Source organism: Streptomyces sp. NPDC041122 (genome assembly GCF_055592445.1).
Genome location: NZ_JBVIYQ010000001.1, coordinates 16,146 through 41,033, shown reverse-complemented (window position 1 = coordinate 41,033; position 24,888 = coordinate 16,146). Strand labels below are relative to the sequence as shown.

General features: G+C 73.1%; 19 protein-coding genes and 1 pseudogene. 7 read left to right on the top strand and 13 right to left on the bottom strand.

Annotation, left to right across the window (positions count from 1 at the left end):
- Positions 1–36 precede the first annotated feature (36 nt).
- Positions 37–867, bottom strand: coding sequence for a lipoyl(octanoyl) transferase LipB (gene lipB / locus ACZ6B8_RS00170; protein WP_471075162.1), 831 nt, complete (start codon positions 865–867; stop codon positions 37–39).
- A 217-nt stretch (positions 868–1,084) separates the two neighbouring features.
- On the opposite strand from lipB, the gene ACZ6B8_RS00165 reads away from it, so the two are divergent.
- Entirely contained in the window at positions 1,085–2,530 is a 1,446-nt protein-coding gene (locus ACZ6B8_RS00165; protein ID WP_471605804.1) for a regulator, read from the top strand.
- A 114-nt stretch (positions 2,531–2,644) separates the two neighbouring features.
- On the opposite strand, the gene ACZ6B8_RS00160 is transcribed toward ACZ6B8_RS00165, so the two are convergent.
- Together ACZ6B8_RS00160 and ACZ6B8_RS00155 are read right to left on the bottom strand one after the other, a co-directional pair.
- Entirely contained in the window at positions 2,645–4,012 is a 1,368-nt protein-coding gene (locus ACZ6B8_RS00160; RefSeq protein WP_471605803.1) for an NAD(P)/FAD-dependent oxidoreductase, read from the bottom strand.
- Positions 4,013–4,322: 310 nt separating this feature from the next.
- A complete protein-coding gene (locus ACZ6B8_RS00155; protein ID WP_471605802.1) occupies positions 4,323–5,228 on the bottom strand; it encodes a TIGR01777 family oxidoreductase in 906 nt (301 codons plus the stop codon).
- Between the two features lie 116 nt (positions 5,229–5,344).
- On the opposite strand from ACZ6B8_RS00155, the gene ACZ6B8_RS00150 reads away from it, so the two are divergent.
- Together ACZ6B8_RS00150 and ACZ6B8_RS00145 are read left to right on the top strand one after the other, a co-directional pair.
- Positions 5,345–5,833, top strand: coding sequence for a GNAT family N-acetyltransferase (locus tag ACZ6B8_RS00150; RefSeq protein ID WP_471075174.1), 489 nt, complete (start codon positions 5,345–5,347; stop codon positions 5,831–5,833).
- Between the two features lie 171 nt (positions 5,834–6,004).
- On the top strand, positions 6,005–7,180 hold the full coding sequence (locus ACZ6B8_RS00145; protein WP_471075177.1) for a PP2C family protein-serine/threonine phosphatase: 1,176 nt from the start codon (positions 6,005–6,007) through the stop codon (positions 7,178–7,180).
- A 270-nt stretch (positions 7,181–7,450) separates the two neighbouring features.
- Here the strand turns inward: ACZ6B8_RS00145 and ACZ6B8_RS00140 are convergent, their stop codons facing one another.
- The gene (locus tag ACZ6B8_RS00140; protein ID WP_471075180.1) at positions 7,451–8,065 is read right to left on the bottom strand and encodes a TetR/AcrR family transcriptional regulator; all 615 of its coding nucleotides are present in this window, start codon (positions 8,063–8,065) and stop codon (positions 7,451–7,453) included.
- 128 nt (positions 8,066–8,193) lie between these two features.
- Between ACZ6B8_RS00140 and ACZ6B8_RS00135 the strand changes: the two genes are divergently transcribed.
- Complete coding sequence (locus ACZ6B8_RS00135; protein WP_471605801.1) at positions 8,194–9,033, top strand: SDR family NAD(P)-dependent oxidoreductase; 840 nt, start codon at positions 8,194–8,196, stop codon at positions 9,031–9,033.
- Positions 9,034–9,066: 33 nt separating this feature from the next.
- On the opposite strand, the gene ACZ6B8_RS00130 is transcribed toward ACZ6B8_RS00135, so the two are convergent.
- The gene (locus ACZ6B8_RS00130; RefSeq protein ID WP_471076465.1) at positions 9,067–9,588 is read right to left on the bottom strand and encodes a DUF4240 domain-containing protein; all 522 of its coding nucleotides are present in this window, start codon (positions 9,586–9,588) and stop codon (positions 9,067–9,069) included.
- A 134-nt stretch (positions 9,589–9,722) separates the two neighbouring features.
- Here ACZ6B8_RS00130 and ACZ6B8_RS00125 point away from each other — a divergent pair, with 134 nt between their 5' ends.
- On the top strand, positions 9,723–10,685 hold the full coding sequence (locus tag ACZ6B8_RS00125; protein ID WP_471075186.1) for an SDR family oxidoreductase: 963 nt from the start codon (positions 9,723–9,725) through the stop codon (positions 10,683–10,685).
- Positions 10,686–10,720: 35 nt separating this feature from the next.
- Positions 10,721–11,704 (top strand): helix-turn-helix transcriptional regulator, encoded by a 984-nt coding sequence (locus ACZ6B8_RS00120; RefSeq protein WP_471605800.1) that lies wholly within the window; start codon positions 10,721–10,723, stop codon positions 11,702–11,704.
- Between the two features lie 64 nt (positions 11,705–11,768).
- Here the strand turns inward: ACZ6B8_RS00120 and aceE are convergent, their stop codons facing one another.
- From aceE to ACZ6B8_RS00090, 6 genes are all read right to left on the bottom strand, one after another.
- Complete coding sequence (aceE, locus tag ACZ6B8_RS00115; protein ID WP_471605799.1) at positions 11,769–14,483, bottom strand: pyruvate dehydrogenase (acetyl-transferring), homodimeric type; 2,715 nt, start codon at positions 14,481–14,483, stop codon at positions 11,769–11,771.
- Positions 14,484–14,784: 301 nt separating this feature from the next.
- Positions 14,785–15,408, bottom strand: a complete 624-nt coding sequence (locus tag ACZ6B8_RS00110; protein WP_471075195.1) for a GntR family transcriptional regulator — start codon at positions 15,406–15,408, stop codon at positions 14,785–14,787.
- 144 nt (positions 15,409–15,552) lie between these two features.
- On the bottom strand, positions 15,553–17,340 hold the full coding sequence (sucB, locus tag ACZ6B8_RS00105) for a 2-oxoglutarate dehydrogenase, E2 component, dihydrolipoamide succinyltransferase (RefSeq protein ID WP_471605798.1): 1,788 nt from the start codon (positions 17,338–17,340) through the stop codon (positions 15,553–15,555).
- 60 nt (positions 17,341–17,400) lie between these two features.
- On the bottom strand, positions 17,401–18,789 hold the full coding sequence (gene lpdA / locus ACZ6B8_RS00100; RefSeq protein ID WP_471605797.1) for a dihydrolipoyl dehydrogenase: 1,389 nt from the start codon (positions 18,787–18,789) through the stop codon (positions 17,401–17,403).
- A 305-nt stretch (positions 18,790–19,094) separates the two neighbouring features.
- On the bottom strand, positions 19,095–20,642 hold the full coding sequence (locus tag ACZ6B8_RS00095; protein WP_471075204.1) for a leucyl aminopeptidase: 1,548 nt from the start codon (positions 20,640–20,642) through the stop codon (positions 19,095–19,097).
- A gap of 146 nt (positions 20,643–20,788) precedes the next feature.
- The gene (locus ACZ6B8_RS00090; RefSeq protein WP_471605796.1) at positions 20,789–21,571 is read right to left on the bottom strand and encodes an adenosylcobinamide-GDP ribazoletransferase; all 783 of its coding nucleotides are present in this window, start codon (positions 21,569–21,571) and stop codon (positions 20,789–20,791) included.
- Positions 21,572–21,638: 67 nt separating this feature from the next.
- Between ACZ6B8_RS00090 and ACZ6B8_RS00085 the strand changes: the two are divergent.
- A pseudogene (locus ACZ6B8_RS00085) lies at positions 21,639–22,382 on the top strand (hypothetical protein); the annotation flags it as partial.
- On the opposite strand, the gene ACZ6B8_RS00080 reads toward ACZ6B8_RS00085, so the two are convergent.
- Together ACZ6B8_RS00080 and ACZ6B8_RS00075 are read right to left on the bottom strand one after the other, a co-directional pair.
- Entirely contained in the window at positions 22,343–23,104 is a 762-nt protein-coding gene (locus tag ACZ6B8_RS00080) for a hypothetical protein (protein WP_471605795.1), read from the bottom strand. The pseudogene ACZ6B8_RS00085 and the gene ACZ6B8_RS00080 overlap by 40 nt on opposite strands.
- The gene (locus tag ACZ6B8_RS00075) at positions 23,101–24,867 is read right to left on the bottom strand and encodes a phosphatidylglycerol lysyltransferase domain-containing protein (protein ID WP_471605794.1); all 1,767 of its coding nucleotides are present in this window, start codon (positions 24,865–24,867) and stop codon (positions 23,101–23,103) included. Before ACZ6B8_RS00075 ends, ACZ6B8_RS00080 begins: the two co-directional genes overlap by 4 nt.
- Positions 24,868–24,888 lie beyond the last annotated feature (21 nt).

Below are 24,888 nucleotides of genomic sequence, written 5' to 3'. Positions count from 1 at the left end.
GCCAACGGGGTGCATTCCCCGGACCGGGGGTCGTTCTCAAGCGGAGGCCGGCTCCGTGGTCCGCTCCCCGCCCGCCGCGGGCTTCTCCACGAGGCGCGGCTTGAGCTCCGCGTTCTCCAGGATCTCGCGCAGCTGCCGCTCGGCGACGGGCAGCACGTCGGCGATGGTGATCTCCCGGCCCAGTTCGTACGAGAGGGACGTCACGCCCGCGTCCCGGATGCCGCACGGGATGATCCGGTCGAACCAGGTGTTGTCCGGGTTCACGTTCAGCGCGAAGCCGTGCATCGTCACGCCCTTGGCGACCCGGATGCCGATCGCGGCGATCTTGCGGTCCTCGCGGCGCTGGCCCGCGTTGGACGGCGCGTACTCCGGGCCGTTGAAGCGGGCGTCGAACTCGTCGTCCCGCAGGCGCGGGTCGAAGTCCAGGGAGAGCCCGCCGAGCGCCGGCCGCTGCTCCACCGGGTCGCCGAGCACCCAGACGCCGCTGCGGCCCTCGACGCGGGTGGTCTCCAGACCGAACTCCGCGCACGTTCGGATAAGTGCCTCTTCCAGGCGGCGCACATGTGCTACGACGTCCACCGGGCGGGGCAGCTTCTGGATGGGATAGCCCACCAGCTGGCCGGGGCCGTGCCAGGTGATCTTGCCGCCGCGGTCCACGTCCACCACGGGGGTGCCGTCCAGCGGGCGCTCGCTGTCCTCGGTGCGGCGGCCCGCCGTATAGACCGGCGGGTGCTCCAGGAGTAGGCAGGTGTCCGGCACCTCGTCCGCGAAGCGGGCGGCGTGCACACGGCGCTGCTCGTCCCACGCCTCCTGGTACTCCACGGAGTCCGGGCCGAAGCCCAGCCGGACGAACCGAAACTCACTCACGGCAGGTGCCTCCCTGAACGTTCACCGTGCACATATCGCGCCCCAGCCACTGTACGGGCCCCACTCGACGACAACCTCGGCCCGGGTTCCTCGCACGATCGGATGAATGCCGGATGAAGATGCATTCAGCGGCTGTGATGGCCGTTACATTCGCGCCGTTCACGAGGCCATAAGGGCTGCTCACAGCAGGTCCGGAAGGCAGGAGACCGCACAGCCGATGACGGAACGACCCCCGCAGCGCACCCCGAACCGCCAGCTAGCCGCGCTCATCTCGGAAGCCGGATTCTCCAACGCGGGCCTGGCCCGCCGCGTCGATCAACTGGGCCTCGAGCACGGCCTCGACCTGCGTTACGACAAGACATCCGTGACCCGGTGGCTGCGCGGTCAACAGCCCAGAGGCACCACACCAGCGCTGATCGCCGAGGTCTTCACCAGACGGCTCGGGCGGCGCCTGTCCGCCCAGGACCTCGGCCTCGACGCCTGCGCCCCGGTCTACGCGGGGCTGGAGTTCGCGGCCACCCCGGAAGAGGCCGTCGACATCGTCGGCGGGCTGTGGCGCAAGGACTCCGGGAGCCACGCCGAGCTGCGGAAGATCGCCTTCACCCCGGCCGGGCTCGTGGTGCCCAGCCGGGACTGGCTGATCGGCCGCGCCGACGAACGCGTGGGCCGCGGCGAGACCGACCCGGCCCACGCCCGGGTACCCGCCCAGGGCCGCCCCGCGGTGCCCCGGCAGCGACAGGGCCCCGACCGCGGCCCCGGCCAGCGGGTCAGCAACGGCGACATCGCGGCGCTGCGCTCCGTGGGCGAGCTGTTCCGCACCCTCGACCACGCGTACGGCGGCGGGCACGCGCGCCAGGCGCTGGTCCGCTATCTGGAGCACGAGGCCGAGCCGATGCTGCGCGGTGTCTACGGCGAGCAGGCGGGCCGGCGGCTCTTCGCAGCCGCCGCCGACCTCACCCGGCTCGCCGGCTGGACCTCGTACGACATCGCGGCGCACGGCCTCGCCCAGCGGTACTACGTCCAGGCGCTGCGCCTCGCGCAGGCCGCCGGGGACCGGGCCTACGGCTCGTACATCCTGGTCACCATGAGCCGCCAGGCCGTCTATCTCGGGCACGGGCGCGAGGCGGTACAGCTCGCGCGGGTGGCCCAGCAGGGCGTCGGCTCCGCGGCGCCGCACGTCGTGCAGGCCCTGCTGTACGCGGCGGAGGCGCGCGGGCACGGGGTGCTCGGCGAGGTGCGGGCCTGCACGGCCGCCCTGGCCCGGGCCGAGCGGTCGCTGGAGGCGGCGCGGCCGGGCGACGAGGCGCCGCACTGGGCGCGGTTCTTCGACGAGGCGCAGCTGGCGGACGAGTTCGGGCACAGCTACCGCGATCTCCAGCAGTACCGCGCCGCGGCCCAGTACGCCGAACGCTCCCTGCAACTGCGCGCCCCCGCGTTCGCGCGCTCGCGGCTCTTCTGCCGGGTGGTCCTCGCCACCGCGCGGCTCGGCCTCGGCGAGCTGGAGCACGCCTGCCAGCTGGGCGCGGAGGCCGCGCAGGCGGCGGGGGAGATGCGCTCGGCGCGGGCCCACGAGTACGTGCGCGACTTCGAGCGGCGCCTGGAGCCCTACCGGGACGCGGCGCCGGTGCGCGGCTACCACGACCGGCTCGCGGCGCTCGGCTGAGGCGGCCCGGCGGCTGAGGCGGCCCGGCGGGCCGGAGCCACCGGCCCGCCGGTCACCGGGGCCCGGCCCGCGTGCGAAGGGCCGGGCGGGTCACCGGAGTTGTCCTCGCAGGGGTCAGGCCGCCGTCGGCAGCGCCTCCTGGGCGTACGAGGGGGTGATGCCGAGGTCCGTGAGGCAGGCGTGGGCCGCCCGCCGCCCCGAGTGCAGGGCGCCCTGAACGGTGCTGGTGTCCCGGTGGTCGCCGCATACGTAGAGCCCGGCGAGCAGCCGCACCGGGCGGCGCGCGTCGTGCGGGGGCGGCATCGCGGGCACGGCCTCCCGGGTGTGGTGGACGGCCAGCAGCTCCCAGCGGTGCGTCGGGGTGCCGTACAGCGCGGCGAGGTGGGCGCGGACGGCGCCCTCCTCCGGTGGCGGGCCGAGCACCGTCGAGGAGATCAGGACGCGGTCGGCGGGCGCCCGGGACGGGTCGACCTGGCTGATCACCGCGGTGTGCGCGACCGGACCCGCGCGGTCGGCGTCCAGGAGCAGCGCGGGCCCGTCCAGCGGCGCCTCGGGCGCGGTGTGGTGCACCACCGTCAGCTCGTGGAAGGGCGGCACCCGCAGGCCGGGGAGCAGTTCGGCGGCGGCGCGGGCGTCGGTGGCCAGCAGCACGGCCCGGCACCGGAACTCCCCGTGCCCGGCGGTCCGTACGGAGCTGGTGGAGACCGAGGTGACGCGCACGCCGGTGCGGACGGTGCCCGGCGGCAGGGCGGCGGCGAGCAGGTCGGGCAGGACGTCGGCGCCGCCCTCGGGGACGCAGAGGCGGCCGCGCGCGAAGGAGTGCAGGGCGAGGTCCGCGCACCGGCTGGAGGTGGTCAGGCCGGGATCGCAGAGCAGCGCGGAGAGCAGGGGGCGCAGAAAGCCGTCGATGGTGCGGGAGGGCAGTCCGCGGGCGGTGAGGGCGTCCCCGGCCGGGAGTTCGGGCCGGGACAGCAGGCGTTCGACGGGGGTCGCGGCGAGGCGGGCCAGAGCGGCGGCGAGCCGTGCCTGATCGAGGGCGCCACCGAGCGGCCCGGGCCGGCCCGCCGTTCCGGCTGCGCTCCTCGCGGGCGTCAGGGCGGCCCGCGCGGGCCCGAGAGGGGCGCTCGCGAGGGCGCGCGCCGCGGTGAGTGCGCCCTTCGCGCTCCGTCCCGGCTGGGGCTCGGCGGCGCGGTGGTGGCGGCCGTCGCTGTGGACCAGGAGGCCGGGGGCGAAGGGGCGCAGCACGAGGGAGTCGAGTCCCGGGGTGCGGCGCAGATCGGGATACGAGGTGGTCAGGAGCTGCCCGATCCGGTCGAGCCGGAATCCGTCGACCTTCTCGGTCGACATCCGGCCGCCGACGTGAGGGGCGGCCTCCAGGACCACGGTCGTGACACCGGCACTGGTCAGCCGATGCGCTGCCGAGAGCCCCGCGGCCCCGGCTCCCACGATGACGACATCCGCATGGTGCGCAGGCTCTGGCACGTGCCCCTCCCGAGGTCGCGCGGCTTGTGGGGGGCTCATGCCCCCGACAGGGCTCTGGAATACCCGAGTTCGGCACGAGGGTAGGAGCGGTTCCGGTCCGGGGCAGTCGCGCATGCACCGGGCACGGGCGCACGCGGGTCGCACGGGGAGAAGCCACCGGAACGCGGGAGGCCGCTTCGTGGCGGGGGCGTACGCCGGGCCGCGCCCGCCAACCCCTACGGGCACGACGAGCCCGACGCCACGCCGTCCTGCCCCGCGCCGCGCCGCTCCGTCCCGCAGGCACCCGGCCGCCGTGCCGCCGGACCTCAGCTCACCTCAGCGCAGCCCGGATCGCCTCGTCGATGCCGGGGAAGGTGAAGGTGAAGCCGGACTCCAGGAGGCGGGCCGGCAGGACGCGCTGGCTGCCCAGGACGTCGCCCGCCATCTCGCCGAGCACCAGACGCAGCGCGGGCGCGGGGGCCGGGAAGAGCGTGGGGCGGCGCAGCACGCGCCCCATCGCGGCCGTCACCTCGCGGTTGGTGAGCGGGTCGGGGGCCGTGAGGTTGACCGGGCCGGACAGCGTCTCCGTGTCGATGAGGTGCCGCATCGCCGCCACCTCGTCGTACAGCGAGATCCAGCTCCAGAACTGCCGGCCGTTGCCGAGACGGCCGCCGAGCCCCGCCTTGAAGAGCGGGAAGAGGCGCCCCCAGGCGCCGCCCTCGCGGCCGATCACCAGGCCGTTGCGGGCCAGCACGGTACGGATGCCCGCGTCCCGCGCGGGCGCGGTCGCCTCCTCCCACTCCACGCACAGCGACGGCAGGAAACCCCGGCCCGCGGGGGCGCTCTCGTCCACGGCGCGCGTCCCGGTGTCCCCGTAGTAGCCGATGGCGCTGGAGTTCACGAAGACCCGCGGCGGTTCGTCGAGGGAGGTCATCGCCGAGACGAGCGCCCGTGTGCCGAGGACCCGGCTGTCCCGCAGTTCCCGCTTGTACGCGTCCGTCCAGCGGTGGTCGCCGATGCCCGCGCCCGCGAGGTTCACGACCGCCGTGCAGCCGGTGAGCCCGGCCGTGTCGACGTACCCCTTCCGGGGGTCCCAGCGCACCTCGCCGGCCCCGCGGGGCGCCCTGCGCACCAGGCGCACCACCTCGTGCCCGTCGGCGGCCAGGGAGCGCGTGAGCGCCGTACCGATGAGCCCGGAGGAGCCGGCCACGGCGACGCGTGCCTGTGTGGTTTCCATGAGGTCATCCTGCCCCGTGCGCCCCGGAAGGTGCCCGCGCCGCAGCGTGGGCCGGTCGCGGTTTCGACGCCGCGCAGCGGGGCCGTCCGGTGCCCCGGCCGCCGTACAGTGGCGCCATGTCGGACATGCACATACGTACCGCCAGGCCCGAGGACGACGACGAGCTCGCCCGCCTCGACCGCGCCACCTGGTCCACGCTGCACGCGGTCCAGCCGCGCCCCGAGCCGCCCTACGAGCCCTTCTTCGACGACCGCTTCGGGCCCCACGACCACCTGGTCGCCGTCCTCGACGGGCGGATCGTCGGCTACGTGAAGCTCGGCTTCCCCACCCCGCTGCTGGTCAACGCGCACGTACGGCAGATCCAGGGCTTCGTCGTCGCCGAGGAGGTGCGCGGCCGGGGCATCGGCCGGACACTGATCCGGGCGGCCATGGACGAGGCGCGCCGGCAGGGCGCGGTGCGCATAACTTTGCGCGTCCTCGGGCACAACACGCCGGCGCGGAAGTTGTACGAGGCCGAGGGGTTCGTCATCGAGGGGGTGCTGCCCGGCGAGTTCCTGCTCGACGGTGTGTACGTGGACGACGTCCTGATGGGCCGCCTCCTGTGAGCGCGTAGCCCGTCGCCCCACCTTTCCTGCCGTCCTCCCTCCCTTTCCCGCCTTCCTGCCTCCTGCCTTCCTGCCTTCAACGACTTTCACGGGCGCGGCGCCTTCCGGCGTCCCGCACCCGACGGACCGGCCCGGGGTGCGGGGTCGCCGAGCGCGTAGGAGCGTGAAGAGATGATCAGGGCTGCGGCCAGACGGCGCGACGCGGACCAGCGTGACTGGCTGCTGCGTGGGACGCCACCTCCGCGCTGGGTGCGCTGGCCTCCGCCGTTGCTGCTCGTCGTGATCTTCCTGGTCCAGCTGGTCACCCCGAAGACGGTCGACCTCAGCTTCCTGGTCGCCGCCGTGCCGCCGCTGGCCGCGCTCTCCTACGGGCCCGGCGCGACCGCCGTGCTCGGCGGCGCGGTGGTCGGGCTGCTGTCCCTGCCGGACCTCGGCCTCGGCAGGCCGGGCAACAGCGACGAGCTGACGATCACCTTCATCGCCTTGCTCAGCGTGGTCTTCGCGTGGGTGCGCAGCCGCCGCGAGGCGCAGCTCGTGACGGTCCGCACCGTCGCCGAGGCGGCCCAGTTCGCGGTGCTGCCCCCGCTCCAGGAGCAGGTGGGTCGGGTGCGGTGCGCGGGCCTGTACGAGGCGGCGCAGCACGAGTCGCTGGTGGGCGGCGACTTCTTCGACGTACGGCGGGGGCCGGGCGGCGTCCGCGCCCTGGTCGGCGACGTCCAGGGGCACGGGCTCGCGGCGGTCGGCACGGTCGCCGCGCTGCTCGGGGCGTTCCGGGAGGCGGTCCTCGACAAGGCGGACCTGGTGGGGGTCGCCGCCCAGCTGGACCGCAGGCTCGTGGTGGACTCGGCCGGGCAGGAGCATGCGGAGCTGTTCGCGACGGCGGTGCTCCTGGAGTTCCCGGACGACGCCTCCGTCGTCCGCGTGGTCTCCTGCGGTCACCCGCCGCCACTGGTGCTGCGCGGCTCACAGGTCAGCGAACTGGACGTCGAGGCGGGCGCGCCGCTCGGCCTGGGCATCGCGGGGGTGGCCCCGCCGGAGGAGCTGACGGTTCCGCTGCTCGCCGGCGACCTGCTGCTCGGCCTGACGGACGGGGTGAGCGAGGCGCGGGACGCGACCGGCGTCTTCTACCCCTTGATCGACCGCCTCAGCGGCTTCCTCAAGACGGACCCGGCCCTCCTGGACGACCCGGGAGGCCTGGCGGAACACCTGTGGAAGGACGTGGTGGCCTACGCGGGCCGGGTACGGGACGACGTGACGGTGATGGTCTTCGCACCGGGACCGTGCGGGGGGAGCACCACGGAGGCGGGGCGAGGGCTGCCGGATGGGCCGGGGGGCCGGGTGGCCTGAGGGGGGCCGGACGCCGTCCGAGGAAGCCAGGACCGGCGAGTTCGCCGGGGACCGCGCCGCGCCCCGGCCCCCGGCGCACCGGGCGACACCTCAGCTTCTGCCACACCAGGGCCTCGCCCCGGCCCCCGGCGCACCGGGCGACGCCTCAGCTCCTGCCACACCAGGGCCTCGCCCCGGCTCCCGGCGCACCCGCGGCGCGCCCCGGCCCTCGATGGCGCCCGCCTCCCGTGGCCCGCCCCGGGACGACCGGCACCCGGCCCCCGGTCCGCTCTAGGTCAGCAGAGCCATGCCGCCCGTGAGTTCCCGCAGGCACCGGGTCGCGAGGTCCGCCGGGGAGTCCGGGCCCCGTACGTCGGCGTCCGACTCCGCCCATGCCTCCAGGGCCAGCCGGATCGCGTCCGTCGCCGCGGCGGCCGCCAGGCGCACCGGCAGCGCACCCGCGTCCGCGCCCGCGAGCTCCGCGACGACCGGGCGGAGCTTCTCCTCCGACTCCTGGTTCACGCGGTACCAGACCGCCCGTAGCGCCGGGTCGTCCGCGGCCGCGCGGAGCAGCCCGCGGGTCTGCCGCAGCCCCGCCGCGGCGGCCTCGTCCGGCGCGGCCAGCACCCGCGCCACCGCGTTCCGCAGCGCCCCCGCCGGATCCGCGCCCGGCTCGCTCGCGGCGAGCAGCGCCCGCCACCGGTCACCGCCGACGGCGAGCAGCGGGCCCACCGCGTCCTGCTTGCCGCGGAAGTACCGGTAGAAGGTGCGCAGCGCGACCCCGGCCCGGTCCGCGATGGCCTCGGCCGTGGTGCCGTCCGTCCCGTGCGCCGTGAAGAGCTCGGCCGCAGCCTGCGCGATCTCCAGTTGGGTGGCCTGTCTGCGGCGCTCCGTGAGGGTGCTCATCCTGTGCAGTGTAGGCCCAGTGCGCCAGCCAGGCACGAAAGGACAACCTGGCACAACGTGCCACCCAGGCGTACCGTGTAACGCGACAGCACACGCCGTACCGCCGCGAGAGAGCCGGAGAACACCCCATGTCGGAGAGCACCCCCATGCCGGAGAACAGCACGCAGAGCCCCGCACCCGCCCTCACCCGCTACGCAGGCCGCCGCGCCCTCGTCACCGGTGGCGGCTCCGGCATCGGCCAGGCCACCGTCCTGCGCCTGCTCGCCGAGGGCGGCCACGTCGTCGCCGCCGACGTCAGCGAGGACGGCCTCGCCGACACCCTCGCCGAGGCGGGCCCCGCCGCGGACCGCCTCACCACCCTCGTCGTGGACATCGCCGACGAGGCCTCCGTCCGCGCGGGCGTCGCCGCCGCCACCGCCGCGCTCGGCGGCCTCGACGTCCTGGTCAACGCCGCCGGCATCCTGCGCTCCTCGCACACCCACGAGACCACCCTGAAAGCCTTCAACCAGGTCGTCGCCGTCAACCTCACCGGCACCTTCCTGATGATCCGCGAGGCCGTCCCGGCGCTCCTCCAGGGCAACGGCCCCGCCGTGGTCAACTTCAGCTCCACGTCCGCTGCGTTCGCCCACCCGTACATGGCCGCCTACGCGGCGAGCAAGGGCGGCATCCAGTCCATGACGCACGCCCTCGCCGCCGAGTACGCGAAGCAGGGCATCCGTTTCACCGCCGTGCAGCCCGGTTCCATCTCCTCCGGCATGACCGACGGCTCCGGTGCCAGCCGGCGGAGCGTCGGCCCCGGCCTGCCCGCGGACGCCGACATGAGCCTCTTCGTGAAGCTCGCCCCCGCGCTCGGCCAGGGCTTCGCGGGTCCCGAGACCGTCGCGTCCGTCGTCGCGATGCTCGCCTCGGACGACGGACGCTTCATCACCGGCACGGAGATACGCGTCGACGGCGGCACCCACTTCTGAGCCGGAGGACGGCTCCGGTGGGCCGGCGCCGGGTCAGTCCGCCATGAAGCGCTCCCACAGCTTCGGATAGCTCCGCGCCAGCACCGCCTCGTCCTCGAGGTCGAGCGGCGTGCCCTCCGGCTCCGCCGGGGCCGCCGGGATGCCGAGGTCCGGCGCGACGTCGCCGGTGAGCTGCTCGTACGCCTCGTCCGCGGCGTAGCCGAGCTCCTCGCCGTCGCCGTCCAGCTCCTCGTCGAAGTCGTCCAGGAGGTCGGCGAGCGCGTCCGGATCGTGCACCGCGCCCTCGAAGACCTCCCGGCCCTGCCCGATCAGCCAGCACCGGAAGTAGTCGAAGGCGTCGTCGCTCGCGCCGCCGAGCAGCACCCAGGCCGCCCCCCACAGATCCCAGCGGTAGGCGCGGTTGTAGCGCGCCTCGAAGTGACGGGCGAAGTCGAGGACGGAGTCGGGGTCCGACTGCAGCAGTCTCTCGACGAGCAGCTCGGCGTGGTCCTCGGGGTCGCCGCCGGCGGCCTCGCGGGTGCTGTCCACGATCTCCCAGAACTCCGTCTCGTCCATCACGCGTCCAGCATCGGTCCTGGAGAGTGGGGGCGCACGCGGAGTACGCCGGAATGCGGCTGTCTCGTTATCCGCGCACATGCCCGTGGAAAAACCGACAGGAGATGTCGGCTTTTGGTGGAAGCGTCAAGAACATGGAAGCCAAGAGCCCGAACACGGACGCCGACAGCCTGCACACGGAACAGCCCCTGACCGGAAAGACCGCCCTCGTCGCGGGCGCCACGCGCGGCGCGGGCCGCGCCATGGCCGTGGAGCTCGGCCGCGCCGGCGCCACCGTGTACGTGACGGGCCGCACCACCCGCGCGCACGTCAGCGAGACCGGCCGCAGCACCGAGACCATCGAGGAGACCGCCGAACTGGTCGACGCCGCGGGCGGCCGGGGCGTCGCCGTCCCCACCGACCACCTGGAACCCCGCCAGGTCGAGGCCCTCGTGGAACGGATCGACCGCGAGCGGGGCCGCCTGGACATCCTCGTCAACGACATCTGGGGCGGCGACCTGCACGTCGAGTGGGACAAGAAGATGTGGGAGCACGACCTCGACAAGGGGCTGCGCATCCTGCGCCTCGGCATCGAGACCCACATCGTCACCAGCCGGTACGCGCTGCCGCTGCTCATCAGGAACCCCGGCGGCCTGGTCGTCGAGGTCACCGACGGGACGGCTACGTACAACGGCCCCACCTACCGCAAGCCCTTCTACTACGACCTCGCCAAGGCGGCCCCGCTGCGCATGGCGCGCGGCCTCGCCGAGGAGCTCGCGGAGTACGGCTGCACGGCGCTCTGTCTGACCCCCGGCTGGCTGCGCTCCGAGGCGATGCTCGACACCTACTTCAAGGTGACCGAGGAGAACTGGCGCGCGGGCTGCGCGCAGAACCCGCACTTCGCGATCTCCGAGACGCCGGCGTTCGTGGGCCGGGCGCTGGTCGCGCTCGCCGCCGACCCCGGCGTGGCCCGGCACAACGGCGCCTCGCTCTCCAGCGGCGGACTGGCGAAGGAGTACGGCTTCACCGACGTCGACGGCTCCGCGCCGGACGCCTGGCGCTATCTCACCGAGGTCGACCAGGAGAGCCCGACCGCCGACGTCACGGGCTACCGGTAGGGCGGACCCGGGCCGCCGGAGAGCATCATGGGCCCATGCGCGCTGCCCGCCTCATCAAGATGGTGCTCCTGCTCCAGGCCCGGCCGTCGATGACCGCCGCCGAGCTCGCCGCCGAACTGGAGGTCTCCGAGCGGACCATCACCCGGGACGCGCAGGCCCTCTCGGAGGCCGGCGTCCCGGTCTACGCGGACCGGGGGCGGGCCGGCGGCTACCGGCTCGTCGGCGGGTACCGCACGCGGCTGACCGGACTCGGGCGCAGCGAGGCCGAGGCGCTGTTCCTCTCCGGGGTGCCGGGCGCGCTGCGCGAGATGGGCCTTCAGGACGCGGCGTCCGCGGCACGCCTGAAGGTGTCGGCGGCGCTGATGCCCTCCCTGCGCGACGCCTCGCAGAACGCGTCGCAGCGGTTCCACCTGGACGCGCCGGGGTGGTTCAAGGACATCCCCGCGCCGGAGCTGCTGCCCCCGCTGGCCGACGCCGTCTGGGACGACCGGCGCGTCACCGCCCGCTACCGGCGCGAGAACGCCGAGGTGGAGCGGGAGTTGGAGCCGTACGGGCTCGTGCTCAAGGCCGGGGTCTGGTACCTGTGCGCGCGGGTGCCCGAGGCGTCGGACGCGTTCGGCGGGTACCGGGTGTACCGCGTCGACCGCTTCACCGCTGTCGAGGCCGACGGGGAACGCTTCGTACGCGACGAGGAGTTCGACCTGCCGGGCTTCTGGGACGAGCGGGCCGAGCAGTTCGCCCGCGCGATCCTGCGGGCCGAGGTGGTGGTGCGCCTCTCCGAGGCGGGCGTCCGCCACCTCCCGTACGCGGTCGACGCCGTCTCCGTACGGGAGTCCCTGGAGGCGGCAGGCCCCCCGGACGACCAGGGCCGCGTCACGCTGACGCTCCCGGTGGAGAACGAAACGGTGGCCTACACCCAGCTCATGGCGCTCGGCCCGGAGGCGGAGGTGCTGGCCCCGCCGTCCCTGCGAGCACGCTTCACGGAGGCGTCCAGGCGGATGGCCGCTCGCTACCGGTGACGGGAACGGGCCCCCGTCCACTCCCGACGAGGGAGTGGACGGGGGCCCGCATCAGGCCGAAGGGCTAGAGCCCATACTTGGCGCGCGCTTCCTTCACCGCGGAAGCGGGAACCTCACTGCGGCGGGCGAGCTGCGCCAGCGAGGCGACGACGATCGACTCCGCGTCGATGCCGAAGTGGCGCCGCGCCGCGTCCCGCGTGTCGGAGAGGCCGAAGCCGTCCGCGCCGAGCGAGGAGTAGTCCTGCTCGACCCACTGCGCGATCTGGTCGGGGACCTGCCGCATGTAGTCGGAGACGGCGAGCACGGGACCCTGCGCACCCTCAAGTGCCTGGCGCACGTAGGGAATCCGCTCCTCGCCGCGCAGGAGGGCCTCGTCGGCCTCCAGGGCGTCACGGCGCAGCTCGGTCCAGGACGTCGCGGACCACACGTCGGCGGCCACGCCCCACTCCTCGGCGAGCATCTTCTGGGCCGCGAGGGTCCAGTGGATGGCCGTACCCGAACCGATCAGCTGGATGCGCGAGGCGTTGGCGGCCGGGGAAAGACCCGCCGACTCCGCCGTGTTGAAGCGGTACAGGCCCTTGACGATGCCCTCGTCGACACCCGCGGGCTTCGCGGGCTGCGGCATCGGCTCGTTGTAGACGGTGAGGTAGTAGAAGACGTTCTGGTCCTCACCCGGGGCGGCCTCGCCGTACATGCGGCGCAGACCGTCCTTGACGATCGCGGCGATCTCGTAGGCGAACGCCGGGTCGTAGGAGAGCGCGGCCGGGTTGGTCGCGGCGATCACCGGCGAGTGGCCGTCCGCGTGCTGCAGACCCTCACCCGTCAGCGTCGTGCGGCCCGCCGTGGCCCCGACCAGGAAGCCGCGGCCGAGCTGGTCGCCGAGCTGCCACATCTGGTCGGCGGTGCGCTGCCAGCCGAACATCGAGTAGAAGATGTAGAAGGGGATCATCGCTTCGCCGTGCGTCGCGTACGACGTGGACGCGGCGATGAAGTCCGCCATGGAACCGGCCTCGGTGATCCCCTCGTTGAGGATCTGGCCGTCCTTGGCCTCCTTGTAGTACATCAGCTGGTCGCGGTCGACCGGCTCGTACGTCTGGCCCTTGGGCGAGTAGATGCCGAGCGAGGGGAAGAGCGACTCCATGCCGAAGGTGCGCGCCTCGTCGGGGACGATCGGCACCCAGCGCTTGCCGGTCTGCTTGTCCCGTACGAGATCCTTGACCAGGCGGACGAACGCCATGGTCGTCGCCACCGACTGCGAGCCGGAGCCCTTGTCGAAGGAGGCGAAGGTCTTGTCCGCGGCGGCGGGCAGCGGCGCGAGCGGCTGCGTGCGGCGGGCCGGGGCCGGACCGCCGAGGGCCGCGCGGCGCTCCTGGAGGTAGCGGACCTCGGGGGAGTCGGCGCCGGGGTGGCCGTAGGGCACCTGGCCGTCGACGAAGTCGCTGTCCGGGATGGGCAGTTCGAGGAGGTCGCGCATGTCCTTGAACTCGTCCACCGTGAGCTTCTTCATCTGGTGGTTGGCGTTCTTGGACTCGAAGCCCTTGCCGAGGGTGAAGCCCTTGACCGTCTGCGCGAGGATCACGGTCGGCGCGCCCGTGTGGGTCAGCGCCGCACGGTAGGCCGCGTAGACCTTGCGGGCCTCGTGGCCGCCGCGCGAGAGGTGGAAACACTCGCTGATCTTGTCGTCACTGAGCAGCTTGCCCAGCTCGACGAGGGCGGGCTCGGCGCCGAAGAAGTGCTCGCGGATGTAGGCGGCGTCCCGCGTCGCGTACGTCTGGAACTGCGCGTCCGGCACCTCGCGCAGGCGGCGGACCAGGGCGCCGGTGGTGTCGAGCTGGAACAGCTCGTCCCAGGCGTTGCCCCACAGGACCTTGATGACGTTCCAGCCGGCGCCGCGGAACTGCGCCTCCAGCTCCTGGACCACGCGGAAGTTGGCGCGGACCGGGCCGTCGAGGCGCTGCAGGTTGCAGTTGATGACGTACGTGAGGTTGTCGAGACCCTCACGCGCGGCCAGTGCGAGGGCCGCCGTCGACTCGGGCTCGTCCATCTCGCCGTCACCGAGGAACGCCCACACGTGCGAGGCGGAGACGTCCTTGATGCCGCGGTTGGTGAGGTACCGGTTGAAGCGGGCCTGGTAGATGGCGGAGAGCGGGCCCAGACCCATGGAGACGGTCGGGAACTCCCACAGCCAGGGCAGGCGGCGCGGGTGCGGGTACGAGGGGAGGCCGTTGCCGCCGGCCTCCTGGCGGAAGTTGTCGAGCTGCGCCTCGTTCAGGCGGCCGTCGAGGAAGGCGCGGGCGTAGATGCCGGGGGAGGCGTGGCCCTGGATGTAGAGCTGGTCACCGGAGCCGGGAGCCTCCTGGGACTCCTTGCCCTTGAAGAAGTGGTTGAAGCCGGTCTCGTACAGCCAGGCCGCGGACGCGAAGGTCGCTATGTGGCCGCCGACGCCGTGCTTGGAACCGCGGGTGACCATCGCGGCCGCGTTCCAGCGGTTCCACGCGGTGATCTTCCGCTCCAGCTCCTCATCGCCGCCGATCTCGCCGACGGACGGCTCGGCGGAGGTGGGGATGGTGTTGACGTAGTCGGTCTCGAGGAGCTTGGGCAGCGCCAGGCCCGCGCCCTCGGCGCGCTCCAGCGTGCGGCGCATCAGGTACGCGGCACGGTGCGGCCCGGCCGCCTCGGTGACGGCGTCCAGGGAGGCCTGCCATTCGGCGGTCTCCTCGGGGTCGCGGTCCGGGAGCTGGTCGAGCTCGCTCGGCTGGATTGCGGAGGGGTCGGTCATTGCGCCGCCTTCCTGAGTCGGAGGGGGTCCCCTGTTCGGTAAGGGGTGGGGGTGCCCGGTGTCTTTGGCAGGACAGGGCGTGAAGCTCTGGTGTGAGCCCGTCGGAGACTGTAACTCCGTGATCGATGATCGATCAAAGGGTTGAAGGCAGAAACTCCTCCAGATCGAGAAAGTAGGCATCCGGTGCCATTAATGCGGGCACGCGGTGCCTTTGATTTGAAGGGTTACCGCAGGTGGGAGCACGTATGAGCGGGTCGCCCACGGATGAGCGCCGGCCCCCGCGCAGGGCTCTCGCGGCAGGTCAGGGGCGCGGCGCGCAGCCCAGCACGTGCGCCTTGACCAGCTCGGCGATGGCGGGATCGCGGCGCCGGAACGCGGAGACCAGGGCCTCGTGCTCCTCCGCGTACGACTGCTGGACCGTGCCGAGCCAGCGGATGGACAGCGCCGTGAAGACCTCGATGCCGAGCCCCTCCCAGGTGTGCAGGAGGACGGAGTTGTCCGCGGCCCGCACCAGTTCGCGGTGGAAGGCGACGGTGTGCCGCACCTGGGCGGTGCCGTCGGCGGCCCGGTCCGCCTCGTAGAGCGCCGCGACGTGCGGGTCCAGGGCCGTGCAGTCCTCGGCAAGACGCTCCGCCGCCAGCTCGGCGGCGATGGCCTCCAGGCCGGCCCGCACGGGGTAGCTCTCCTCCAGGTCGGCGGCGGAGAGATTGCGAACGCGTACGCCCTTGTTGGGCGCCGACTCGATCAGCCGCAGCGTCTCCAGCTCGCGCAGCGCCTCCCGCACGGGAGTCTGCGAGACCTCCAGCTCGACGGCGATCCGGCGCTCCACGATCCGCTCGCCCGGCTTCCAGCGCCCGCTGACGATCCCCTCCACGATGTGCTCGCGGATCTGTTCGCGCAGCGAGTGAACGACGGGCGCGGTCATGTGGGCTCCTCAGGCAGGGGCAGGCAGGCGCCCCAGGGCGTGGTGACCCCTAGACAATACGGCGATGCCCCCGCCCGGATAACTCCGGACGGGGGCGTACGCGCTGATGAGACGAGTCTTACAGCCGCCCGGGGGCGGCCGTGACTACAGGCCGAGCTCGACCTCGAACTCGCCGGCCTCCAGGATCGCCTTGACCGCGGTCAGGTAACGGGCGGCGTCCGCGCCGTCCACCAGACGGTGGTCGTAGGAGAGCGACAGGTACGTCATGTCACGGACGGCGATGGTCTCGCCGAGGTCCGGGTGGTTGATGACGACCGGACGCTTCACCGTGGCACCGATGCCGAGGATCGCGGCCTGGTTCGGCGGCACGATGACCGTGTCGAACAGGGCGCCGCGCGAACCGGTGTTGGAGATCGTGAAGGTGGCGCCGGACATGTCGTCCGGGGTGAGGCCACCGCCACGGGCCTTGCCGGCCAGCTCGGCGGTCTTCTTGGAGATGCCGGCGATGTTCAGGTCGCCCGCGCCCTTGATGACCGGCGTCATCAGACCCTTCTCGGCGTCCACGGCGATGCCGATGTTCTCCGAGTCGAAGTACGTGATGGTGCCTTCGTCGTCGTTGATCCGGGCGTTGACGACCGGGTGGGCCTTCAGCGCCTGGGCGGCGGCCTTGACGAAGAACGGCATCGGCGAGAGCTTGACGCCCTCGCGGGCCGCGAAGGAGTCCTTCGCCTTGGCGCGCAGCTTCATCAGCTTGGTGATGTCGACCTCGACGACCGAGGTCAGCTGGGCCTGCGAGTGCAGGGCCTTCATCATGTTGTCGCCGATGACCTTGCGCATGCGGGTCATCTTGACGGTCTGACCACGGAGCGGAGAGGCCTCCAGGGCCGGAGCCTTCGAGGCGGCAGGGGCGGCGGCCGGGGCCGGCGCCGACTTCTTGGCCTCGGCGGCCGCGATGACGTCCTGCTTGCGGATGCGGCCGCCGACGCCGGTGCCCTTGACCTCGGAGAGGTTCACGCCGTTCTCGGACGCGAGCTTACGGACCAGCGGGGTCACGTAGGCGCCGTCGTCGGCCGGGGTGGACTGGGCGGGGGCGGCGGGCGCGGCCGGAGCCGGCTGGGCCGGAGCCGGGGCCGCGGCGGCGGGCTGCGCCGGGCCGGCCGGGGCCTGGGCCGGGGCGGCGGGCTGCGCGGGAGCCGGGGCGGCCTCCTGCTTCGGGGCCTCCTGCTTGGGGGCCTCCTGCTTCGGCGCCTCCTGCTTGGGGGCCTCGGGCTGCGCGGGGGCGGCCGGGGCCTCCTCCTTGGCCGGGGCCGGGGCGGCACCGGGCGCACCGATGACGGCGAGCTTGGCGCCGACCTCGGCGGTCTCGTCCTCACCGACGACGATCTCGAGCAGCACGCCCGCGACCGGCGAGGGGATCTCGGTGTCGACCTTGTCCGTCGAGACCTCCAGGAGGGGCTCGTCGGCCGCGACCTCCTCGCCGACCTCCTTCAGCCAGCGGGTGACGGTGCCCTCGGTGACGGACTCGCCGAGCGCGGGCAGGGTGACCTCGGTGCCCTCGGCGGAACCGCCGGACTGCGCCGGGGCGGCGGGCGCCTCGGCCTGGGCGGGGGCCTCCTGTTGCGGGGCCTCCTCCTGCGCGGGGGCGGCCGGGGCCTCCTCCTGCGCCGGGGCGGCCGAGCCGCCCGCGTCGCCGGAGCCGTCGTCGATGACGGCGAGCTCGGCGCCGACCTCGACCGTCTCGTCCTCGGCGACCTTGATGGAGGCCAGGATGCCGGCGGCGGGGGAGGGGATCTCGGTGTCGACCTTGTCGGTCGACACCTCGAGCAGCGGCTCGTCGGCCTCGACGCGCTCGCCCTCGGCCTTCAGCCAACGGGTGACAGTGCCCTCGGTGACGCTCTCGCCGAGCGCCGGAAGGGATACGGAAACCGCCATGGTTTCGGTTGCTCCTTACGAAATTGCGGAAGTCTGGTCGTCGCGCCCGATGACTGAAGGTCAGTCGTGGGAGTGCAGCGGCTTGCCCGCCAGGGCGAGGTGGGCCTCGCCGAGCGCCTCGTTCTGCGTCGGGTGGGCGTGGATGAGCTGGGCGACCTCGGCCGGCAGCGCCTCCCAGTTGTAGATCAGCTGGGCCTCGCCGACCTGCTCGCCCATGCGGTCGCCCACCATGTGGACGCCCACCACGGCACCGTCCTTGACCTGGACGAGCTTGATCTCGCCCGCGGTCTTGAGGATCTTGCTCTTGCCGTTGCCCGCGAGGTTGTACTTGAGGGCGACGACCTTGTCCGCGCCGTAGATCTCCTTGGCCTTGGCCTCGGTGATGCCCACGGAGGCGACCTCGGGGTGGCAGTACGTCACCCGGGGCACGCCGTCGTAGTCGACCGGCACCGGCTTGAGACCGGCCAGGCGCTCCGCCACCAGCATGCCCTCGGCGAAGCCGACGTGCGCGAGCTGGAGGGTCGGCACCAGGTCGCCCACGGCCGAGACGGTCGGGACGTTGGTCTGCATGTACTCGTCGACGAGGACGTAACCGCGGTCCATCGCGATGCCCTGCTCCTCGTACCCGAGGCCCTGCGAGACCGGGCCGCGGCCGATGGCGACCAGGAGGACCTCGGCCTCGAAGGTCTTGCCGTCGGCGAGGGTCACGCGGACGCCGTCCTGCGTGTACTCGGCCTTCTCGAAGAACGTGCCGAGGTTGAACTTGATGCCGCGCTTGCGGAACGCGCGCTCAAGAAGCTTGGAGCTGTTCTCGTCCTCGACCGGGACGAGGTGCTTGAGGCCCTCGATGACGGTGACGTCGGCGCCGAAGGACTTCCACGCGGAGGCGAACTCGACGCCGATGACGCCGCCGCCCAGGATGATCGCGGACTTCGGCACGCGGTCCAGGGTCAGGCCGTGGTCCGAGGAGATGATGCGGTTGCCGTCGATCTCCAGGCCCGGCAGCGACTTCGGCACGGAGCCGGTCGCCAGGAGGACGTGGCGGCCCTGGACGCGCTGACCGCCCACGTCCACGGAGGTCGGCGAGGAGAGCTTGCCCTCACCCTCGATGTACGTCACCTTGCGGGAGGCCACGAGACCCTGCAGGCCCTTGTAGAGGCCCGAGATCACGTCGTCCTTGTACTTGTGGACGGCCGCCATGTCGATGCCCTCGAAGGTGGCCTTCACGCCGAACTGGTCGGCCTCACGCGCCTGGTCGGCGATCTCGCCGGCGTGCAGCAGCGCCTTCGTGGGGATGCAGCCGTTGTGCAGGCAGGTGCCGCCGAGCTTGTTCTTCTCGATCAGTGCGACGTCCAGGCCCAGCTGCGCTCCGCGCAGCGCCGCGGCGTAACCGCCGCTGCCGCCGCCGAGGATCACTAGGTCGAAAACAGTGCTGGCGTCGTTCGCCACGTCACGTCCTCCATGCATGTGCGCCGTACGCCGGACCCCTGTTCTCGGGGGACGACCGGTCGGTCGGCTGGTATTCGGCCGCTCTTTTTTCGGCCCTGTGGTGGGGGCCCTGTCCTGCCGAGAACCCATCTTCGCACTTGTCGGCGGGAGACGGGACGCCGGGCCGGGCTGTGGGACGTCCGATCCACCGTCCCGACGGGTTTGGGCCCCGTACGAACGTACGGATTTCGTCGAGGGCGAAATCGGGCGGGGCCCCGGACGCGCGCAGCGTCCGCGGCCCCGCCCGACGGGCTCGGATCGGCTGATCAGCCCAGATCGCCCGCGGCGGTGTGCTCGGCGAGCCGCACCAGGGTGCGGACCGCGGTACCGGTGCCGCCCTTGGGGATGTAGCCGTAGGGGGCGCCCTCGTGGAAGGCCGGGCCCGCGATGTCCAGGTGGGCCCAGGTGATGCCCTCGCCCACGAACTCCTTCAGGAACAGACCGGCCACCAGGCCGCCGCCCATGCGCTCGCCCATGTTGGCGATGTCGGCGGTGGGGGAGTCCATGCCCTTGCGCAGGTCGGCCGGGAGCGGCATCGGCCAGGACGGCTCGCCGACCTCCTCGGCGATCTCGTGGACGGAGGTGCGGAAGGCCTCGTCGTTGGACATGATGCCGAAGGTGCGGCTGCCGAGGGCCATCATCATGGCGCCGGTCAGCGTCGCCACGTCGACGATCGCGTCGGGGGTCTCCTCGGAGGCCTTGGCGATGGCGTCGGCCAGGACCAGGCGGCCCTCGGCGTCGGTGTTCAGGACCTCGACGGTCTTGCCGCTGTACATCCGCAGGACGTCGCCGGGGCGGGTCGCGGAGCCGGACGGCATGTTCTCGGCGAGCGCCAGCCAGCCGGTGACGTTCACCTCCAGGCCCAGACGGGCGGCGGCCACGACGGCGGCGAAGACGGCGGCGGCGCCGGCCATGTCGCACTTCATGGTCTCGTTGTGACCGGCGGGCTTCAGCGAGATGCCGCCCGAGTCGTAGGTGATGCCCTTGCCGACGAAGGCGAGGTGCTTCTTCGCCTTGGAGCTCGTGTACGAGAGCTTCACCAGGCGCGGCGGGGCGTCCGAGCCGGCGCCGACGCCGAGGATGCCGCCGTAGCCGCCCTTGGTGAGCGCCTTCTCGTCGAGGACCTGCACCTTGATGCCGTGCTCCTTGGCCGCGGCCTGGGCGACGGCGGCGAAGGCCTCGGGGCTGAGGTCGTTCGGCGGGGTGTTGACCAGGTCGCGGGCGCGGTTGAGCTCCTCGGCGACGGCGGTGGCGCGCTCGACGGCGGCCTTGTACGCCTTGTCGCGGGGCTTGCCGCCGAGCAGGGCGACCTCGGCGAGCGGCGCCTTGGCCTCCTTGCCGTTCTTCTTCGCGGACTTGGCGTCGCCCTGGTCCTTGTAGGCGTCGAAGGAGTACGCGCCGAGCAGCGCGCCCTCGGCGATGGCGCCCAGGTCCTCGGCGTCCTCGACGGGCAGGGCGAACGCGGCCTTCTTGGAGCCGGTGAGGGCGCGCGCGGCGGCACCCGCGGCGCGGCGCAGCGCGTCGGTGCCGTACGTCTCGTCCTTCTCCGGGACCCCGCCGAGACCGATCGCGACGACCACCGGCGCCTTGAAGCCGGACGGTGCGGGAAGCTTCGTCACCTCACCCTCGCCGCCCGAGGCGCCGAGGGTCTCCAGGACGGACGCGAGCTTGCCGTCGTACGCCTTGTCCACGGCCTCGGCGCCGGGGGCGACGACCAGGCCTCCCTTGGATCCAGCGCCCTTCGCGACACCGACGACGATCGCGTCGGCACGCAGGCCGGTCGCGGCGGCGGTGCTGAGAGTCAGAGCAGTCACGGTGGTGAGGTCCTCTTTCAGTGAGTTTCGGCGGGCTGTCGGGGTGGTGAGCCCGTCGCGAGCCTACGCCCGTGAGCGCTGCGGTGCGCCTCACTGTGTGTGTCGGGCGCGGTGACGGCCGTGCCGGGCCCGCGCGGAGCCGGCGGTCAGCCGAGCGCGAGCACCACGAGCGCGGTGGTCGCCGCCGTCTCCGCGAGCCCGCCGAAGACGTCTCCGGTGACCCCGCCGAACCGTCGTACGCAGTGCCGAAGCAGCAACTCCGCGGCGCCCAGGGCGAGGACGACGGAGGCCGCGGACCGCACGGCGTCGTCCGCGCCGAGCGGCGCGCCCGCGGCGGCCGCGGCGATCACCACGGCCGCGGCGACGGCGAGCGCGTGGCCGCGCGGGACGACCCCGGCGACGGCGGCGCCGAGCCCCTCGGGGCGGGCCGGGGGCACGCCGTCGCGGGCGGCCAGCGTGAGGGCGAGGCGCGCGGCGGTCGCCGAGACGACGGCGGCGAGCGCGCCGCGCGCCCACGAGGCCTCGTACAGCTGGAAGAACACGGCGACCTGCGCGAGCAGGACGAAGAGCAGCGTGATGACGCCGAAGGGGCCGATGTCGGACTGCTTCATGATGCGCAGCGCGTCCTCGGCGGGCTTGGCGCTGCCCAGGCCGTCGGCGGTGTCGGCGAGGCCGTCCAGGTGCAGGCCCCGGGTGAGGGCGGCGGGCGCGGCGGCGGTCGCGACGGCGGCGAGCAGCGGGCCCGCGCCGAGCAGCGTCAGGGCGCCGCCCGCGGCCGCCGCGCACAGGCCGGTCACCAGGCCGGCGAGGGGGGCGCAGCGCATGCCGCCGCGCGCGGCCTCGCGGTCCCAGCGGGTGACCCGGACGGGGAGCGCGGTGAGGGTGCCGAAGGCGAAACGTATGCCGTCGGCGGGGGAGGTTCTGGACACCGCGGAAGGCTACCCCGGGGGAACCTCCCGCTCTGCGGATCACTCTTCGCGGACGGAGGATGGGCGCATGGACGACTGGTGGTACCGGAACATCGTCGAGCCGGGGAAGCTGCCGCTGCTGCTCGCGCTGCTCTCCTTCGTCGGGTCGTTCCTGGTCACCCGGACCATCACCCGGCTGATCCGGGCGGGCCGCGGGCCGTTCCGCAACATCAGCACCGGTGATGTGCACATCCACCACGTCGTGCCGGGGATCTTCCTGATGCTGGTCGGCGGGTTCTGGGCGGTGGCCGCCGGGCGGCACGGGGTGGGGCCGCTGTACGCCGCGGTCATCTTCGGGGTCGGCGCGGGCCTGGTGCTCGACGAGTTCGCGCTGATCCTCCACCTCGACGACGTCTACTGGAGCGAGCAGGGCCGCAAGAGTGTGGAGGTCGTGATGCTCACGGCCGCCCTGGTGATGCTGATCCTCACCGGTTTCACCCCGCTCGGCGTCGACGACCTGACGCCCGGCGAGCGGCAGAACCGCGCGGCGGTCGCGCTGAACATCGGCGTCAACTGCGGGTTCGCGCTGATCGCGCTGGTCAAGGGGAAGCTGCGCACCGCCCTGATCGGCACGGTGGTGCCGTTCGTCGCGCTGGTCGGCGCGATCCGGCTGGCCCGGCCCGGCTCGGCGTGGGCCCGGCGGTTCTACCGCAGGCGGCCCCGGGCCCGCGCGCGGGCGGGGCTGCGGGCCTTCCGGCACGACCGGCGCTGGTCGGGACCGCGCCGCAGGATTCAGGACTGGATCGGCGGCTTCGTGCCGGATCCGCGGCCGGGACCGGGGCGTTCCGGGCCGCCGGGGCCCGACCCCTCCGACCCGTCGGAGCCGGGGTCCGAGCGGGTGCCGCCGCGCCGCTGACGCACCGCGGTGACCACGCACACCGCGAGCGCGACGAGGATGGCCGCCAGATGCTCCTTGCCCGCGAGGTTGTTCTTGACGATCACCTCGACGACCATCAGGGCGCTCACCAGGGCGGCGGTGACGTACGCCCGGTGCAGCCAGCACACGTAGACGGCGAGGCCCACCACCGCGGCCGACGGTCCGGTGTCGACGACCTGCGCGTCGGAGGCGGGCAGGCCGAGCGGGTGGCCGGGGCCAAGGGCGATGCCCACGCGCGCGTAGAGGGTGCCGGCGAGCGTGGCCGCGTACGCCACGAGGAGCGTGCGCCACCGGCCCAGGCAGATCTCCGCGATGCCGAAGACCAGCAGGATCTGCGCGAGCGCGCCCCACACCGGCAGGTCGAGGGCGGGCACGAAGAGGGAGAGGGGGGTGCGCAGCAGGGCGAGCCAGAGGGGGGCCTCGGCGCGCACGCAGCCGGTGTTCTGGACGAACTGATAGCCCCAGGGCTGGTTCTGCACGTACTGGCAGAGCGCGGTGAGACAGACCGCGGCCAGCGTCATGGGGACGGCCCGCCATCGTCGGGCGACGAGCGCCCCGCGCACGGTGGAGAAGAGTGACCCCCACTCGGCGCGGGCGTAGCGGGCCGGCGGTCTCATCGTCTCGACTCCAGGTGTTTGCGGTGCAGCCACTTCGGCAGACCCGGCGCTTCGAGGAAGCCCTCCGCGCGGGCGGACGCGATGCCGATGCGCGGCAGATCGCCGCTCTTTTCGAAGAGGAGGAAGCGGGGCTCCCAGATGGGCCGGTACTTGGCGTTGGCCCGGTAGAGGGACTCGATCTGCCACCACCGCGAGAAGAAGCTGAGCAGCGACCGCCACAGGCGCAGGACCGGGCCCGCGCCGAGCCGTGAGCCACGCTCGAAGACCGACCTGAACATCGCGAAGTTGAGTGAGACCTGCGTGATCCCGATCTCGGGTGCGCGCTGCAGGAGTTCGATGACCATGAACTCCATCAGGCCGTTCTCGGAGTCGCGGTCACGCCGCATCAGGTCGAGGGAGAGCCCCCGTGGCCCCCACGGCACGAAGGAGAGCACGGCCCGCAACCGCCCGTCCCCGTCGGTGCATTCGAGCATCACGCACCGCCCGTCGCCCGGGTCGCCGAGCCGGCCGAGCGCCATGGAGAAGCCGCGTTCGGTGGCCCCGTCGCGCCAGTCGTCGGCGCGCTCCAGGAGGGTCGCCATCTCGTCGGCGGGGATGTCCTCGTGGCGGCGGATGCGGACGGTGTAGCCGGCCCGCTTCACGCGGTTGTACGCCTGCCGGACGGTGCGCATGGCCCGCCCCTCCAGGGTGAACTCGCCGATCTCCACGATGGCCTCGTCGCCCAGCTCCAGCGCGTCCAGGCCGTGCCGGGCGTAGACCGTCCCCGCCTCCTCGCTCGCGCCCATCACGGCCGGGATCCAGCCGTGCTCGCGGGCCTCGGCCAGCCAGGGCTCGATCGCGCCGGGCCAGGCCTCCGGGTCGCCGATGGGGTCGCCGGAGGCCAGCGAGACGCCGCCGACGACGCGGTAGGCCACGGCGGCCTTGCCGGTCGGCGACCACACGACGCTCTTCTCGCGGCGCAGCGAGAAGTAGCCGAGCGAGTCGCGGTCGCCGTGCCGGTCGAGCAGCGCGCGCAGCCGCTCCTCGTCCCCCTCGGTGAGCGGGTCGACGACGCGGCGGGAGCGGAAGGCGGCGTACAGGACCGCGCAGAGCAGCAGCGCGCTCAGGATGTTGATGGCGACGTTGACCCAGCCGGGCGTGGTGATGCCCTCGAAGCGCTTGTCGTCGGCGGCCAGCGAGACCAGGCGCATGGTGCCGTAGCGCCAGCGGTCCAGGAAGGTCGAGCGGTAGTCGTCGTGGGCGCGGTTGGTGACGGTGACGAGCAGCGCGGCGATCAGCGAGGTCACCAGGAGACCGCCGGCCGCGACGGCCGACGCCAGCTTCGGGTTGGAGCGGTCGCCCTTGGCGTAGAACTCGCGGCGCCCGACGACCAGCGCCGCGACGAACGCGGCGGTCAGCACGAGGGAGATCCAGTTCTGCGCGTACCGGCGGACCTCGGGGAAGACCATCGCGAAGGCGAAGAGCAGCAGGAAGAGGCCGCCGAGCACGGTGTTGAGGATCCACGCGGCGCGCTTGCGGCGCCGCATGGTGATCGCCAGGAAGAGCGTGAAGGCCCCCGAGGCGAAGCCTGCCGTCAGCAGGTACGGGGTGAAGTAGTCCTCCGTGTTGTGCTGGCGCAGGTCCTGTCCGAGCGAGACCCACACCGCGCTCAGGAAGTTGATGAACGTGACGGCCCGCAGATACCAGACCGCGAACCCCGCGGCGCGGCGTTGTAGGACGGTCGGTTTCTTCTGTCGCGCGGCGACGACCTGCTCATCTCCCATGAAAAGGGATCATATGGGCAC